Below are 16,030 nucleotides of genomic sequence, written 5' to 3'. Positions count from 1 at the left end.
TTTCCTTGGTCATTCGCATCAACGGTCGGTCATGTCGTGATGGAGTCGATGGCTTTTCCAAAATTCTGAAAGGTGAGTGCCGATGTCATTCATTTCTTCAAAATAGACTGTGAAGACTTTGTCAGCCGTGCTCTACTTCCCCTGAAAGTATCTATGGAGCAGTTGGACAAAGCAGAGTGGATCGTCCTAATCATCGGGACGGTTCTGCTGTGTGCAGTCGATTTTCCCAAGGGAGCGGCTTTTTATCGTTTGCTGTTCAATCTTTCCGTGACGCTTGTTCTTGGACTGTTTTTCTCCCTGCCGTTGTGGCTTATCGCGTTCTGGCCCGCATGGGCCAGTTCCAACTGGTTCACGATCGGTACGATTTTCTTCTACCATATCATCTTGTTCGTTTCCGTGTTCTTCTACATTAAGCGCGACCGTTTCTACTTCTGGGTCATCCGAAAACTGCGATGAATTGCCGTCAGTTTCTGATACTAACCTCCGCCGCGCTGGCCTTTCCCTCCCTCCTCAGCGCCGCTGATTCTACTGGCTTCCGCATCGCCACCTTCTCTGCAGACGTCACCGTCCCCATCGGCCACGGCATGATGGGCGGCCTCTGGCAGGCCAAGAGCATCGCGGACCCCTTGCTTGCGCGCGGCTTTGTTTTGCTCGGCGGGGACAGGCCTGTCGTGTTCGTCTCCGTGGACTGGTGCGAGATCCGCAACGACGCCTACGAACGCTGGCGCACAGTTCTTGCCGAAGCCGCTGGCACTGATCCCGTGCGCGTGATGATCACCAGCATCCACCAACACGAAGCGCCGGTGATGGATTTGACCGCCGAAAAAATTCTGCGCGAACGCAAACTCACCGGCTCCATCTGCGATCTCGATTTCCACGAGACTGCGGTGCAGCGCGTCGCCAAGGCCTTACGCGATTCCATGCCACAAGGCCGACGCGTCACGCACATCGGTGCGGGGCAGGGGCAGGTCGAGCGCCTCGCCTCGAATCGCCGCTACGCGATGCCGGATGGCACCGTCCGCTTCGATCGCGGCAGTGCTACGAAGAATGTCTTCGCCATCGAAGCGGATGAAGGCATCATCGACCCATTCTGCAAATGCCTCAGCTTCTGGGATGGTGATAAACCGCTCGCCGCGCTGAACAGCTATGCCATCCACCCCATGAGCTATTACCGCACCGGCGAAGTCTCCGCCGATTTCCCCGGCCTCGCCCGCGCTCAGCGTCAAAAAGATTTGCCGGAAGTCTTCCAGATCTACGCCTCCGGTTGCAGCGGCAACGTCACCGCTGGCAAATACAACAACGGCGACCGCGCCAACCGCCAAGTGCTCGCTGACCGGCTCCACGCGGGCATGAAACTCGCGTGGGAGAACACGAAACGGCAGCCGATCAGCAAACTGCAATTTCGCAACAGCACCGTGACATTTCCTCCACGCGCTGAAGCGGAGTTCACCATCGCCGCTTTGGAGAAAAAACTCACGCCCGAGAACAAAGCATGGGATCAATGCCTCGCTGCCATGGCCTTGAGCTGGCGTCGCCGCCTAGATGCCGAAAAGCCCGTGGATATTCCACTCCTCGATCTCGGTTCCGCCCAACTCCTGCTGTTACCGGGTGAAGCCTACGTGGAGTTCCAACTCGCCGCTCAGAAACTTCGCCCTGACAATTTCGTGATGCCCCTCGGATACGGTGAGTCCGCCACTGGCTACATCCCCACAGAAAAACATCGGCAGGAGAATGATACCAACCTGCATGATTGGTATTGGGTGGGGCAGGGTGCTGAGGAGAAATTGCTCGCGGCGATGAAGCAAGTCCTGCAGTGATTTACGGTGCCAATACCGCGCGATAAAATTTGTTCCCGCTTCCCGGTGCCGGCAGTTCAACGGTCTCCGTCTCTGTCCCCGTAGTGACCGTGGAAATCGTCGTCCAAGTGCTCAGATCAGGCGAGGATTGGATCAACCAGGTGTAACCCGTATTCCCGTCCAGTTGCAGACTGATGCCGCCACTCGTGAACGTCAGATTCTTCATCTGTGGCTGCTCTATGGATTTCAAACGGGCCAATCCAGCACGAGGCTGCCCATCGATCTGGTCGAAGGCCCCACCGATCAATATATTTCCATCCGCTTCCACAGCGATAGCATTGATGGGGACCACTTCACCGGGAGGAGGGGAGAAAGATTCGTCAATCGTTCCATCAGGTAAAAGTCTGATCAAGGTGCTGATTTTGGTCTGATCGGCATTGTAGAATCTGCCTGCTGCCAAAATGCGGCCGTCCTTTTGCACCCAGATCCGGTAAGCGGAAGAATTTGCCGGCAATGTCACGTTGAAATATGGGTCTAGGGTGCCATTCTCCAGAAAACGCTGAACGGGCGGTATCGCTGAGGCGGAAGGCAGGTCATTCCCTGTGACTTCACGGAAGTCGCGACCTCTTCCGGCACTGCCTCTGCCACCAGTTGTAGAATGCGGAATATACATCCTGTTCTTAGCATCAAATACGCTGGAAAAGCTACGGTTTGTCCCTGGTTGAAAGCTTGGATCTGGCGAACCTTCAGACAGGAATTTTTCGTAAAAATACTGAACTTCTCCAGAGGATGAGGAAGAACCTGCAGACAGAATCAAGAGAGGGATGGAATAGCTTTCTGACAAAATTTTGCTGTCCGGAGTCGCGATCAATGTAAACGATGCTCGATTTGTGTGCAGTACGGAATTAAAACTTGGGTCTTCTTCAAATTCAGCGGTGAACATTTTGATCAATGGACTTGGTTCAAGACTGTTACCGCTGCTGCCCACGATCACACGACCATCGGGAAATGCATCCCAACTGCCGTAATTGAAATAGAAGGCAGATTCTCCTTCGTTCAGTTGTCGCAAGACATCACCCGCACTATTTAATCGCGCCAGCGTGCGATCATAAGATCCAAACGACGTGGCAAGAGCGATGAGGTCTCCATTGGCCAGCAGCTTGATGCTGTCGAGCGAGTTGGTTTCACCGGTTGAAGCGTAAAAACTTCCATCGGGAGATCCATCAGGCAGGTAGCGGCTCAGCCGCGCTCGGTAATCCGGCGCGTCGGATTTTACCATATAAAATTTGGCATCGCTGGTCGGGACAAGTTCGCTGGGGCTGGAATATGTTATAAATTCCGGGCCGATCTCGGTTTCGATCGTTCCATCGGAATGGATCTTGTGCAGGTTTTTATGGGAACCCGATGGTTTGAGTGAATTGTCAGCTATCAGGAGGCTGCCGTCCGGGAGTTCCAATCTGTCTGTAGCAAGGGAGTAGAAGGCAGTAGTTGTGGTTTCGTAATCCAAATCCACTGTGCCATCATCCGCCAGCCGTTGCAGAATGTAGTCATACGTTTCTGTTTCATTGTAACGCGAGAGCAGCACCAGCAGTTTGCCATTTTTCAGAGGCATGAGGGTCGAGATGGAAAATCCAGCTTCAAATGTTGGCGCGAACGACAGGTCTTTTTCTCCATTGGGTAGAAACCGCTGGATAGCGTTTGTGTTTCCTTCGCTTAAAGTGGAGTAATTGAGAAAGGAGTATATTCCTCCTGCTGGGGTTGGATAAATGGACTCATACTCTGGGATCGCCGTGTTGGTGAATGTGCCATCCACACTTCCATCTGCATTGAGCCGCAGCGGGGAGGGCGAGCGCGGTTGGGGTTCCGCAGGTGGCAGATCGGACGGCCTCGGGCGTGGGCCTCGAGATGAACTGTTGGTTTCCCATGCCTCAGTAGTGAGGGAGAGACTGAATGAACCGATCAGCATCAATTTATTTCCCGCCACCGGTTCGATCCGGATGGATGGTCCGCGTTTGATGGCGCTGGTGAAAGCGGAGTCGATGCTGCCATCCGTATTCAACTGGATCATCACTGCGCTGGCGACATTGTTGGTGGGGAGCAGCAGTCCGTTTAAGATGATTTTTTGAGAGGCAGGGACCAATGTCACATTGTAGATGGAGCCAAGGTTTGGCGGCAGCTGGAAAGAATCATCGACTGTTCCATCCACAGTGAACCTCGTGACCGGAGGCAGCACCGTGCCATCGGCCAGAAACAAAGCTCCATGGATGATCGGTTTTCCGTCAGCCTGGACCATGACTTTGAGGATCGAACTGACCGCGCTAAGCCGGGCATTGAAAGAGGCGTCTAGTGTATGGTCCGGGTTCATCCGGGCGAGATGGATGCGGCGTACTGCTCCCACCCGGTGAAACGTGCCTGATACGAAATATTTCCCATCCGGGGCATCCGTCAGGTTGCTGATAAAGCCGGAAGCATCACTAAATACCCGAGAAAACGAATCGTCCAACTGCCCAAACTGCGCTGCTCTGCTCATGCCATTAGACAGGCAGAGAGCCAGTAGCATAAGCAGTGTTTGGAAAAACCCTCGGGTCACAATAGAAACCTTAATAAGCGGTCTATCATTAGGCAATGCCTGTTTCAGGGAAAAAATACGTGTACGGGCAATTCTTGCTTGGCGGACTTCGCTGCAAAGGGTAAGCATGGCAAGTCTCAGCAATCGCAACTTTTAAATTTAACGCTTTAGACATGAGTTCAAACGCGACGACGGACGAATCGGTGCCTTGGTACAAACTGATGAACAAGCATCACTGGTTTGTCTTCACAGTGGCTTCCTTGGCCTGGCTGTTCGATTGCCTGGACCAGCAGTTATTCATCTTGGCCCGCGGTTCGGCCATCGCTGCCTTGATGCCCAAGGGAACCGATCCGGCAGTGCTGAAAGAATGGGGCGGATATGCCACCTCCATCTTCGTCGCCGGTTGGGCCATGGGCGGTCTGATCTTCGGGTCCATCGGTGACAAGATCGGCCGCGCCAAAACTCTGACGCTCACCGTGCTGATTTATTCTCTCTGCACGGGGTTGTCGGCCTTCTCCAAGGGAATCATAGATTTTTCCATCTATCGTTTTCTGACTGGACTGGGTGTCGGCGGTGTGTTCGGTCTCTCGGTGGCGTTGGTGGCCGATTCGGTGCCGGATCGCGCACGTCCGCATGCTCTGGGCCTGCTACAAGCACTTTCCGCTGTGGGTAATGTGACGGCTGGATTGATCGCCGTGACGATCGGTTATATGGAAACGACCAGCATCGCCCCCGGCAGTGCATGGCGTTACATGTTCGTCATCGGTGCGCTGCCCGCTTTCCTCTGCGTGTTCATCCAGATGCGCCTGAAAGAACCGGAGAAATGGGTGCAGGCCAAGGCTGCGGGCAAGATTTCCGGCGTCAAATTCGGTTCCTACACGGCCCTGCTGGGCGATGCCCGCTGGCGCGGTCGCGCCATCGTCGGCATGTTGATGTGCGTAGCGGCAGTGGTGGGCCTGTGGGGCATCGGGTTCTTTTCTCCCGAGCTGATCAATGATGTGGTGGGCAAGATTCTGAAAGAGCAGGGAGTACCGCCAGAAAAGCTGGCGGGTAACCGGACGATGTGGACAGGAATCAACATGATCCTGCAGAACATAGGCGCCTTCTTCGGCATGATTGTGTTTACGAAACTTGCTGCCAAGCATGGTCGTAAACCCGTCTTTGTTATGGCGTACATCTGCGCCATGCTGGCTACGGCAGGCGTGTTCAAGTTCCTCGACCAGAAGAGCGACATTTTCTGGATGATCCCGATCATGGGCTTCTTCCAACTGGCTCTCTTCGCTGGCTTTGCCATCTACCTGCCGGAATTGTTCCCCGTCAGCCTCCGCAGCACCGGAACCAGTTTCTGCTATAACGTCGGCCGTTTCATCGCCGCCAGTGGACCCTTCACCTTGGGATTGTTGACCGCCAAGCTGTCTGAGGGAGCCACCACCCCGGAAGCCAAGCTCGAGGCGTTCCGCAACGCGTGCGCCGGTTTGAGCCTCATCTTCCTCTTGGGCTTGGCCGCCTTGCCGTTCGCCCCTGAAACCAAAGGCAAACCGCTCCCGGAAGATACCGATTTGGCCAAAGCCTGACCGGTTTCCGGCAAGGAGGGCCTATTTTTGCCATTTGCACTCGGCCTGTCATCCGGTAAGTTGACGGAACGTTGTGACGGATCGTAACTGGTTTCAGATCGCTGTCCTGCTTTACGGGATCAGCATGATTTACTCGGTCTTCCTCTGGCGGAAAGGTTTCCGTGAGGATAACCGGGTGAATTACTTTTTGCTGCTCGGTTCCTTCATCGCTCACACTGTCGCCCTCATGCAGCGTGGTTTCAGCTTTTCCCGCTGCCCGGTGAATAATCTCTACGAAGCCACGGTCTTTATTCTTTGGACCATGGTAGCGGCCTATCTCGTCATCGGCATCTGGTCGCGCCTGAGATTTCTCGGCGCGTTCCTCTCGCCTGTCTTGTTTTGCTTGGGTGTGTTCGCGCTCATGCCTGCCTTGGATAAGCATCATGGGCCTAATCCCGAATTCTTCGTTCCCGGCTGGCAGAACAGCCTGCACGCTGCCTTGTTCGCGCTGGCTTACGCCGCCTTCGGCCTCAGCTCAGGCGCAGGCCTCATGTATCTCACGCAGGAACATGATCTGAAGTTCCACAAAGCTCGCGCCATCTTTTCACTGCTGCCACCCATCCAACGTCTTGAAGTCGTCACGTGGCGGTTGCTCATCACCGGTTTTGGTCTGCTGACGGTCGCCTTGCTCATCAGCATGTCCTATCTCAACAAAACCATTGGGTCGTATTGGTCGGACGATCCCAAAGTCCTGTGGTCGTTTTTGGTCTGGGGGCTGTATCTGGGCCTCATGCTGATGCGCTGGCGGATGGAGCAGGGTGGGCGGAAGTTCGCCTGGGGAGCGGTGGCGGGATTCGCGTTTGTGCTGCTGACGTTCTGGGGCACGAACCTCCTCTCGCCGATACATAATCCATGAGCGTCGTCGTCATAGGGCTGAATCATCATACCTCGCCAGTAGAATTGCGCGAGCGCTTCGCCTTTCCCGAGGCGATCATCCCGGACGTGCTCCAGCAGATGCGCGCCTCAGGCTTGGCGAGCGAAGCGGTGATTCTCTCCACCTGCAATCGCGTGGAACTCTACGTCGTCACGGCGCATAACGAAAAAGAATCGTTCAAGGCACTGAAAGAATTTCTCGTCGCCCATCGTCAGTTCAATGGCGAACTGAACAATGAGATCTACACCTTGGGCGAACCGCACAGTCTCGAACACTTGTTCAAGGTCGCGAGCGGGCTGGACTCCATGCTCCTCGGCGAGACGGAAATCCTCGGCCAGCTCAAGAAAGCCTACGACATCGCGCTCCAGCACAAGCAGACTGGCGGACGCCTGAACAAGGTTTTCCAAAAGGCCTTCAACGTGGCCAAGCACATCCGCACGAACACGAACATCCAGCGCGGTTCGGTTTCAGTGGGTTCAGCAGCAGTGGAACTGGCGGAAAAGATTTTTACGACCCTTAGTGATCGTAATGTGATGGTTATTGGTGCTGGTGACACCAGCGAGAAGACCGCACGTTCATTGCTCAGCCGTGGGGCGAAGAGCGTGATCGTGTCCAACCGTTCCTTCGATCGCGCGGAAGCGTTGGCGAAGGAACTGAACGGACGTGCGGTGAATTTCGATGATTGGGCAAGCGAGTTCGCGAATGTGGATATCGTCATCAGCAGCACCTCGGCACCGCATTACGTGCTGGATCGCAAGAAGCTCACACCGCTCATGGCGTTGCGACATAACCGTCCGCTGTTGCTCATCGACATCGCCGTGCCGCGCGATATCGAGCCCGAGGTGAACTTCCTCGACAACGTTTACCTCTACAATATCGATGACCTGCAAGCCATCGCGGAGGATTACCTGAAGCAACGCCGCGAAGAGATCGCCAAGTGCGAAGTCATCATCCGCGACAAGGCGAAGGAACTTCTGCAAGGCGGCGGTCCGCGCGAACAAGGCCACGGCGGCTTCGCCTTCGGTCACGATTCTACAGCTTAATCCATGTCTTCGAAACCGTTCATCATCGCTACGCGGGGAAGTGCTTTGGCACTGGCGCAGGCGCATCAGATCCAAGGGCTATGCCAAAAGGCATTTCCCGGCGAGAGCTTTCAGATCAACATCATCAAGACCACCGGAGACAAGCTGCAGACCGTCTCCATCACCAATCCCGGCACGACGTTGCCGAAGGGATTGTTCACCAAGGAACTCGAAGTTGCCTTGCTGAATGGTGAAGCGGATTTGGCCGTGCATAGCCTGAAAGACCTGCCCACGGAGTTGCCCGATGGTTTGGTGCTCGGTGCGACGACAAAGCGCGAGGACGTGCGTGATGTGATGGTCTTCAAACCCGGTTTGCCCGGTGAGAAGCTGCCGAAGCTTTCCGAACTGCCGAAAGGCGCAACGGTAGCCACCAGCAGCACGCGCCGCAAAGCGCAGTTACTCCATCAACGTCCCGATCTGAAAGTGGTGGAGATCCGAGGCAACGTGGGCACGCGCCTGCGCAAGCTCGCAGAGAATCCCGGCTTGGCTGCGACGATCTTGGCTGCTGCGGGCTTGAATCGCCTCGGTTTCAAATTACAGGCAGATGGCACATTGGAAGGCTCCGAAGTCCCGCCGAAATTACGTGCTCGTCATCTTTCCCTTGAGGAGATGTTGCCCTGCGTAGGACAAGCAGCCATCGGCATCGAGATTCGTAAGAATGACGAGCGCTTGCAGAAGGTTTGTGCCGTATTGAATCACTTGCCCACATGGTATGCGGTGACGGCAGAGCGGGCGTTTTTGAACGCGATGGGCGGCGGCTGCCTAAGTCCCGTCGGAGCGTTTGGCGAAGCTGAGGGTGATGCTCTGAAGCTGAGAGCGATTTCCTTCCGCGATGGCCCGGCCAAGAGTCATGCGTTGGCTGGCAAGGCCGCTGAAGCCGAAGCCATGGGGCAGCAAATCGCCGTGAAGCTCAAGGGCTAGGGCACCACCAGCCGGTAGAAGCGTTTCGGCTTATCCGCTGAGGTTTCATCCAAGAATGATTTTGCCGTCGAGGTGCTGGTGAATGAGCCTATTTCTGTCCAGATAACGAAATCTTCTGAAGCTTCCACTTTGTAGTCGCGACCCGGTTCCACGTTGAGCATCAAGGTGACCTGGCCTTCTTCGTTCCGGCCGATCTCACGCGCGCTGGCCTGCACCGCACGGCTGGTGCGCTGGGCATCGTGGCGTTCCATGGGCCATGGTACATTGGCTGCTTCGGCATTTCCTTTCAGGACGACCATATCCGCACGGTCCACGAGCAGGTACACATTGCCGTTCGTGCCGATGACGGGTGAGTTATAGATGGGTTTTCCGGCGTCATATTCCCACTCTTTGCTGCCGACCTCAGAATTGATCGCAAGCAGCTTGCCGGGTTCGGTGGCGACGTAGACCGTGCCATCTGCAGCAAGTGCGGGGCACAATTTCAAAGGTGCTTCAGCATCGTAAGACCACCGCTCCGTGCCGCTTGAGGTCAGTGCCAGCAGTTTGGTGCCGTGGCAGACATAGATGTTGTTTGTCTCTCCGATGGCGGCAAGACCAAACGGTTCGGCTTTTTCCACGCTCCACTTCAATGCGCCCTCCGGACTGACGGCCTTGAAGTGATAAGTTTTCTCCACGCTGATGATACTCCAGTCTGGAGCGCGATTGGTGAGAGACCGGTAAGAGGCAACGTAAAGCGTGCCATCTGAACCGATGGACGGAGTGCCATAACCGACATTGAAGCTTTCATCCAGCAGCGACCATTTGCGAGAGCCATCCGAATTATAGGCGAAGAGAATGGGAGGTATGGAATCATTGGGGATGATATCACCGCTGGGGAGAGTGAGCGGTTCAGTGGAACCCCAAGAGGTTAGATAAAAAGTACCGTCGGGGGAGATCACGGGAGTTTCGCCTATCACATGGTCCTGACTGCTCAACCACGTGCTGGCATGTTCGTTCCCTTCGATCCGGGCTACATCGGCAGGATAGGCGCTGTAAGGGTATTTCTGCAGGTTGACCACGAGCAGGCTGTCATCGGCATTGACGGCTGCACGTCCACCCGTGGTGCCATGGTGCTCCAGTCCGCCTGCTTGGTTGTAGATGTAGAAATTGTTGGTCGCATAAGTACCATAATAAATATTTCCGGTGGGATGCATTCCAATGCGGCGCCTGATATCCGAAAAGCTGCTCACCACAGTGCCATCGGATAATAGGGCTAGATACTGTCCCGCATCAGATCTTTCCCAGTTGAAAACGCCGGTATGCTGCAAAGCGACTAGCTGGTTCGTACGCCGCAGGGTGACTATGTAAAAACCATATTCGTTCAGCACTGATTCAGCTGTGGTGTCAGAGTAACCGAGATAAACCCGGCCATCTTTGGAAACGGCGAAGTCAACGAGGTTGGTGTAACCGGAGGCGTAAGACCACACGACCTGACCGGGTGTGAGTGAACTTTCTGCCCGGCCAGTCAACTTGGCGGACAACATGCTGAATACGAGGAACAACCCTCCCCAAAAACGATACTTCATTGCAGGGAATTGATAACAGCATAGCGGACTCCTTTCCAACTGATTTTTCGAGCTGTCGAAGGATGATTTCTCTGCGGACACCGCTTGCGGGCAAGGCTTCAAGTCTCTACATTCCTCGGTCCCATGAGTTCGATTGGCACAGTTTACTTGGTTGGTGCGGGTCCGGGTGATGCCGGGCTCCTGACGTTGCGTGGCGCGGAATTGCTCAAGCGCGCGGATGTGGTGGTGTATGACGCGCTGGTGAACACAGACCTGCTGCGGCTCGCGCCGTCCTCGGCCGAGATCATCTACGGCGGCAAGCGCGCGAAGGATCACGCCATCCCGCAGGAGGAGATGAACCAACTGCTCGTGAAGCTGGCCAAGCAGGGCAAGACCGTGGTGCGCCTCAAGGGCGGGGATCCCTATCTCTTTGGTCGCGGCGGGGAAGAGGCTGAAGAATTACAGGCGGAAGGCGTGCCGTTCGAGGTGGTGCCGGGCATCTCCTCCATCGTGGCCGCGCCGAATTATGCGGGCATTCCCATCACACATCGCGAGCATTGCTCGAGCTTCACGGTTTTGACGGGGCATGAAGATCCGACGAAAGAAGAGACGTCGCTGGATTGGAAGCATCTCGCGGCGGACAAGGGGACGAAGGTGGTGTTGATGGGCGTGGAGCGCATCCGGCAGATCACGAGCGAGCTGGTGAAAGCGGGTGCGGATAAGGGAACGCCGGTGGCGATGGTGCGCTGGGGCACGCGGGGGAATCAGGAATCGATCCAAGGCACGTTGGAGACCATCGCGGACATCGTGGAGGAAAAGGGTTTTAAAGCGCCCGCAGTGACGGTCATCGGTGGCGTGGTGGGTTTGCGCGAGAAGTTGAACTGGTTTGAGAAGCGGCAGTTCTTCGGCAAACGCATCGTGGTGACGCGCACGCGGGAGCAGGCGAGCCAGTTGTCCAGCCAGTTGCTGGAACTGGGCGCAGAGGTGTTGGAGATTCCGACGATCAAGATCGTGCCGCCGAATGAAAAGGCGGCGCTGGCGGATGCGATGTTGGAGATCGGTTCGTATGAATGGATCGTGTTCACGAGCCCGAATGGCGTGACGGAATTTTTCAACGCGTTCTTCCGCGTGTTCGATGACGTGCGCTCCATCGGCGGTGCGCGATTCCTCGCAGTGGGTCCGGCGACGGCGTCGAAACTGAAGGAGTTGCACCTCAAGGTGGACTTGATGCCGGAGAAGTTCGTGACGCGCGAGATCATCAAGACGTTCAAGGAATATCAGGATGTGGAGAACGTGCGCATGCTGCTGATGCGCGCGGAGGTGGCGAATCCGGAATTGCCGCAGGAACTCTCCAAGATGGGCGCGATCATTGATGACGTGGCGTGCTATCGCACGGTGCCGGAGACGGAAGATGTTTCAGGTAATGCGGCGAAGCTTACCGAGAGCGGTGCGGATTGGGTGACGTTCACGAGCAGTTCCACAGTGGAGAACTTCCATGCGCGGTTTGATCTGCCGAAGCTGAAGCAGCAGTTCCCGCAGTTGCGCACGATCTCCATCGGACCGGAAACGACGAAGGCGATCGAGGCGCTGGGCTTGAAGCCGGATATCGAGGCGAAGGATCATACCATCGCGGGCATCGTGGCAGCGTTGAAGAAGGAGATCAAAGCACCGGTGATCGCGGCGGCACCTGCGCCGAAGAAAGCGGTGGCGAAGAAGGCTCCGGCTACATCGAAAGCCAAGAAGGCGGCGAAAAAGGTTTAGTAATCGTAACCGCGGACTGACGTCCGCGGCTACGGGATAAGGGGTCCGCCTACTTATCTCCGCGGCTACGATGGCTATTGCTCGATAAATCTTAAGCCCAGCTTGATCCACAGCGGAATGGTCAGCAGACCCAGCACGGTGGTGCCGATGACGATGCGCAAGGCCGTTGGCGCATGGCCGCCGTAGTGGCGCGCCATGATGATGGGGAAGACGGCGGCGGGCATCGCGCCTTGGATGACGATGATGCGTTTCAGTTCGAGCGAGCAGGGGAGATACTTCGCGAGCAGGAGGAAGAGCACGGGCAGAATTGCGAGTCGCAAGAAGCTGGAGGCAGCCATCACGCGCCAGCCTTTCTCAGCGTGGAATTCCGGGAGTTGATCTGCAATCGTTGCGCCCACGAGCAAGATGCCGATGGGGATGGCGCATTGGCCGAGCATGTGGGCGGTCTGTATGATGAACTTGGGCATCCAATTCTCCGCGCCTAAAAGATTCAACACGAGCGATACCAAGATCATGGTGATAGGCGCGTTGATGAGCTTGCGCCAGCCGGTCTTGATGGAGACGCCGCTGAGGAGCATGAGACCGAGCGTCCACATGGCGATTTCCACACCGACGTTGTGGACGAGCAGGAGGCCGACCATGTCCGGTGAGTCTTTGAAGAGCAGATAGACGAGCGGCAGGGGGACGTAGCCGTAATTGTAAACACCGGTGACGAAGGCGAAGGTGCCTTCGCGGCTTTTATCCGTGAGGCCGGCGGTGCCGCGCAGGAGCCAGCAGATAAACACGCCCACGGCCACGGTGCCGAAGCCGACCATGGGCGCGAGGAAGACGGTGCCGATATCTGTGAGCATCTTGTTGCCGAGGACGGAATCAAAGATGAGGCAAGGGACGAGGAGATTGATGAGCAGCTTGAGCATGCTCTTATCCGCCTCTTCCGTCAGCCATTCGAGACGGCGCAAACCAAAGCCAGCTCCCGCGACGGTAAAGACCGGCAGCACGGCGTTAAGGACTACAAGAAATTCGTTCACAGAAATTGATTACGCACAGAATCGACCATCTCCCTCGCCCCCTCGGAGGGGAGAGGGCTGGGGTGAGGGGTGCCGGGGAATGTGTTTGAGCAGCCAATCCGAACAGGGGGCACCCCTCATTCTCAATCCTTCTCCCCTCCGAGGGGAGAAGGAGGAAAGGGAGCCGCCAGTGTTTGTCACCTGTTCGATTGAAAAGTTCATCGCTGGCTAGCAGTGCCGGTGAAACGCTCGATTAGCACGGTGGTTTCGATGCGTTGGATCTCGCGGAGCAGGGTGCGTTGTGCTTCGGTGCCGCGACGGGCGGAGGCGGCTTCGCATGCGTCCACGAAGGCATCGGCGTCCCATTTGCCAGCGGGGATGAGTTCGCTCTTCAAGGCGGTGGCACCTTGGCCATCGAGGAAGGCGCTGACGCGTTGGGCGATCTCAGGGTAGCTGGCGTGATTGCGGACGCGGGCGAACCAATACTTGGCGTTGAAATAATCCGGCTCGCGGCGGTGCATGATGCCGTGGAGGAAACTGCCATCGCTGGAGTGCAGGTCTTGGGAAATGGTGTGCGAGGCGTCCAGATGGTCGTGCCAGAGCAGGACGGCGCTACGGATGAGTTGCTGACTGCCTGCGGAAATGCCGCCAAAGCGAAATGCTTCATCCAACCGCGCATTCACGTCGCGGACAGACAGCGTGCCTGCGCGCGGATGAGGGCCGAGGTCGGCCGGTTCCGGCGTGTTCAGCAGGGCGGATATGGTGTCGCTCAGGGGCATCGTATCGTCAGGTGCGACCAAATGGGTCGGACGCGGGGACGATTGGAAAAGGAGCCCGGAAAGTCAAGCTGCTGGTTACGGGTGAACATCAAATGATAGCTGTTGCACCTAGGCCAGTTTCTGCTGAAATCAGTACGTAACCCCGAACGCACCCGTTCCGTCAAACCTATGGGACAAAACGATTTATGCTAAAACCGAATCTTCTCTTACGCACCTGGATGGCGCTGGCTCTTTTTGTTTTGGCTTCCTTCGTTAGCACCCACGCCGCCGAAACCACCCGCCCGAACATCCTCCTCATCTTCTCTGACGACCACGCCTACGGCGCCATCAGTGCCTACGGTTCTAAATATAACAAAACCCCGAACATCGACCGCCTTGCCAAAGAAGGCATGCTCTTCAACCGCTGCTACGTCGGCAACTCCATCTGTGGCCCCAGTCGTGCGACGATCCTGAGCGGCAAATACAGCCACCTGAACGGCTTCGTGCGGAACGGCAATAAATTCGACGGTTCCCAACCCACCTTCCCGAAATACATGCAAGCCGCCGGATACCAGACCGCCGTCATCGGCAAATGGCATTTGGAAACGGACCCCACCGGCTTCGATTATTGGAACATCCTCGTCGGGCAGGGGCCATATTATAACCCGCCCATGATCGAGAACGGCGTCCGCAAACCCCACACCGGCTACACCACCGAGATCATCACCGACTACACCCTCGATTGGCTCAAGAACAAGCGCGACAAGACGAAACCCTTCGTCATGATGTACCAGCACAAATCCCCGCACCGCAACTGGCAGCCCGCCCCCGCCTACTTCGATCACTATAAAGACACAAAATTCCCCGAGCCCGACACGCTGTTCGATAACTACTCCGGCCGCGGCAAACCCGAGCGCGAACAAGACATGACCATCGAGAAAACGATGACGCCCGATGACCTCAAACTCACCCCGCCCAAGAACCTCAATCCTGAGCAACTCAAAGTCTGGAACGCCTTCTACGAACCCCAGAACGAAGAATTCAAAAAGCTCAATCTCCAAGGTGAAGACCTCATCCGCTGGAAATACCAGCGCTACATGAAGGACTACCTCCGCTGCGTCGATGCCATGGATGACCAGATCGGCCGCGTCCTGAATTACCTCGATGAAACCGGCCTCGCGAAAAACACCATCGTCATCTACGCCTCCGATCAGGGTTTCTACCTCGGCGAACACGGCTGGTTCGATAAACGCTGGATCTACGAAGAATCCGTGAAAACCCCCTTCATCATCCGCTGGCCCGGCGTGACTAAACCCGGTACCGTGAATAACGACATGGTCTCCATCCTCGACCTCCCTGAAACCTTCCTCGACGCCGCCGGATTGCCCGTGCCTGCCGACATGCAAGGCAAGAGCCTCGTCCCCGTCCTGAAAGGCCAGACGCCCAAAGACTGGCGCACAAGCTGGTATTATCACTACTACGAATACCCCGGCGCCCACAGCGTCCGTAAGCACTACGGCGTCATCCAGGGCCAATACAAACTCTTCCACTTCTACGAAAAAGACGTCAACGAATGGCGCATGATCGACCTCAAAAAAGACCCCAAAGAACTCACCGACGTTTACGGCAAACCCGAATACGCCAAAATCCAAGCCGACCTCCAAACCGAACTAGCCCGCCTCCGCAAAGAACTGAAAGTCACCCCCGAAGACCCCCCGCAAGCCGGCGCCCAAGCCGACCCCGACGCCCAACCCAAAGCCAAGGGCAAAGGAAAAGCCAAAGCGAAAGAGTAGTAGAGGGTGCGGAATTTCATTCAAATGTGCCTTGAAGTGGGGGCTTTTAGCTCGCCATTCATGGAGCATTTCCGTAAACAACGGTCTCTTGAATGTGCACGCCTAATATCCTCTTTTGAACGGAATCTACGTGGCTGATGGTGCCGATTCTCGGAGTGCCGTTTGGGCCTAGTTCTCTTGCGTTTTTAATGCTGGCATCGCCCCAGGCAAACAGGGAGAAAAAATTCCATTGTTTGCTGGAAAGGTGAGGGTTACCGCTATATCCCGAAGGCGTTGCTGCAAATGGCTCGGAGCTCTGATTGAAAATGGTAC

General features: G+C 56.1%; 12 protein-coding genes. 8 read left to right on the top strand and 4 right to left on the bottom strand.

What is annotated here, in order from left to right; genetic code table 11:
• Positions 1–72: 72 nt before the first annotated feature.
• Both VGH19_03650 and VGH19_03645 read left to right on the top strand, forming a co-directional pair.
• A complete protein-coding gene (locus VGH19_03650) occupies positions 73–456 on the top strand; it encodes a hypothetical protein (protein HEY1170443.1) in 384 nt (127 codons plus the stop codon).
• Positions 453–1,817 (top strand): hypothetical protein, encoded by a 1,365-nt coding sequence (locus tag VGH19_03645; protein HEY1170442.1) that lies wholly within the window; start codon positions 453–455, stop codon positions 1,815–1,817. Before VGH19_03650 ends, VGH19_03645 begins: the two co-directional genes overlap by 4 nt.
• Position 1,818: 1 nt before the next feature.
• Here VGH19_03645 and VGH19_03640 read toward each other — a convergent pair whose 3' ends face one another.
• Positions 1,819–4,494, bottom strand: a complete 2,676-nt coding sequence (locus VGH19_03640; GenBank protein HEY1170441.1) for a delta-60 repeat domain-containing protein — start codon at positions 4,492–4,494, stop codon at positions 1,819–1,821.
• A gap of 44 nt (positions 4,495–4,538) precedes the next feature.
• Here VGH19_03640 and VGH19_03635 point away from each other — a divergent pair, with 44 nt between their 5' ends.
• From VGH19_03635 to hemC, 4 genes are all read left to right on the top strand, one after another.
• A complete protein-coding gene (locus VGH19_03635; protein ID HEY1170440.1) occupies positions 4,539–5,939 on the top strand; it encodes an MFS transporter in 1,401 nt (466 codons plus the stop codon).
• A 73-nt stretch (positions 5,940–6,012) separates the two neighbouring features.
• The gene (gene ccsA / locus VGH19_03630) at positions 6,013–6,834 is read left to right on the top strand and encodes a cytochrome c biogenesis protein CcsA (protein HEY1170439.1); all 822 of its coding nucleotides are present in this window, start codon (positions 6,013–6,015) and stop codon (positions 6,832–6,834) included.
• Entirely contained in the window at positions 6,831–7,895 is a 1,065-nt protein-coding gene (gene hemA, locus VGH19_03625; protein ID HEY1170438.1) for a glutamyl-tRNA reductase, read from the top strand. Before ccsA ends, hemA begins: the two co-directional genes overlap by 4 nt.
• A gap of 3 nt (positions 7,896–7,898) precedes the next feature.
• On the top strand, positions 7,899–8,855 hold the full coding sequence (hemC, locus tag VGH19_03620; protein HEY1170437.1) for a hydroxymethylbilane synthase: 957 nt from the start codon (positions 7,899–7,901) through the stop codon (positions 8,853–8,855).
• Here hemC and VGH19_03615 read toward each other — a convergent pair.
• Positions 8,852–10,420, bottom strand: coding sequence for a PQQ-binding-like beta-propeller repeat protein (locus VGH19_03615; protein ID HEY1170436.1), 1,569 nt, complete (start codon positions 10,418–10,420; stop codon positions 8,852–8,854). The genes hemC and VGH19_03615 overlap by 4 nt on opposite strands.
• Before the next feature lie 123 nt (positions 10,421–10,543).
• Here VGH19_03615 and cobA point away from each other — a divergent pair, with 123 nt between their 5' ends.
• Entirely contained in the window at positions 10,544–12,160 is a 1,617-nt protein-coding gene (gene cobA, locus VGH19_03610; protein ID HEY1170435.1) for a uroporphyrinogen-III C-methyltransferase, read from the top strand.
• 74 nt (positions 12,161–12,234) lie between these two features.
• Here the strand turns inward: cobA and VGH19_03605 are convergent, their stop codons facing one another.
• Together VGH19_03605 and VGH19_03600 are read right to left on the bottom strand one after the other, a co-directional pair.
• Positions 12,235–13,188: an AEC family transporter gene (locus VGH19_03605; protein ID HEY1170434.1), complete on the bottom strand. Its 954-nt coding sequence runs from the start codon at positions 13,186–13,188 to the stop codon at positions 12,235–12,237.
• Positions 13,189–13,385: 197 nt separating this feature from the next.
• Complete coding sequence (locus VGH19_03600; protein HEY1170433.1) at positions 13,386–13,946, bottom strand: hypothetical protein; 561 nt, start codon at positions 13,944–13,946, stop codon at positions 13,386–13,388.
• A 218-nt stretch (positions 13,947–14,164) separates the two neighbouring features.
• On the opposite strand from VGH19_03600, the gene VGH19_03595 reads away from it, so the two are divergent.
• On the top strand, positions 14,165–15,718 hold the full coding sequence (locus VGH19_03595; GenBank protein ID HEY1170432.1) for a sulfatase: 1,554 nt from the start codon (positions 14,165–14,167) through the stop codon (positions 15,716–15,718).
• Positions 15,719–16,030: the final 312 nt, after the last annotated feature.

Source organism: Verrucomicrobiia bacterium, assembly GCA_036405135.1.
GTDB lineage: Bacteria > Verrucomicrobiota > Verrucomicrobiia > Limisphaerales > JAEYXS01 > JAEYXS01.
This window is presented reverse-complemented; position numbering and strand designations above follow the sequence as displayed.

Excerpts from the sequence above, each read along its gene's own strand:
- VGH19_03645 (HEY1170442.1), top strand. The coding sequence starts at position 453 with ATGAATTGCCGTCAGTTTCTGATACTAACCTCCGCCGCGCTGGCCTTT.
- VGH19_03640 (HEY1170441.1), bottom strand. The coding sequence starts at position 4,494 with ATGCTTACCCTTTGCAGCGAAGTCCGCCAAGCAAGAATTGCCCGTACA.
- VGH19_03635 (HEY1170440.1), top strand. The coding sequence starts at position 4,539 with ATGAGTTCAAACGCGACGACGGACGAATCGGTGCCTTGGTACAAACTG.
- hemA (HEY1170438.1), top strand. The coding sequence starts at position 6,831 with ATGAGCGTCGTCGTCATAGGGCTGAATCATCATACCTCGCCAGTAGAA.
- hemC (HEY1170437.1), top strand. The coding sequence starts at position 7,899 with ATGTCTTCGAAACCGTTCATCATCGCTACGCGGGGAAGTGCTTTGGCA.
- VGH19_03615 (HEY1170436.1), bottom strand. The coding sequence starts at position 10,420 with ATGAAGTATCGTTTTTGGGGAGGGTTGTTCCTCGTATTCAGCATGTTG.
- cobA (HEY1170435.1), top strand. The coding sequence starts at position 10,544 with ATGAGTTCGATTGGCACAGTTTACTTGGTTGGTGCGGGTCCGGGTGAT.
- VGH19_03600 (HEY1170433.1), bottom strand. The coding sequence starts at position 13,946 with ATGCCCCTGAGCGACACCATATCCGCCCTGCTGAACACGCCGGAACCG.
- VGH19_03595 (HEY1170432.1), top strand. The coding sequence starts at position 14,165 with ATGGCGCTGGCTCTTTTTGTTTTGGCTTCCTTCGTTAGCACCCACGCC.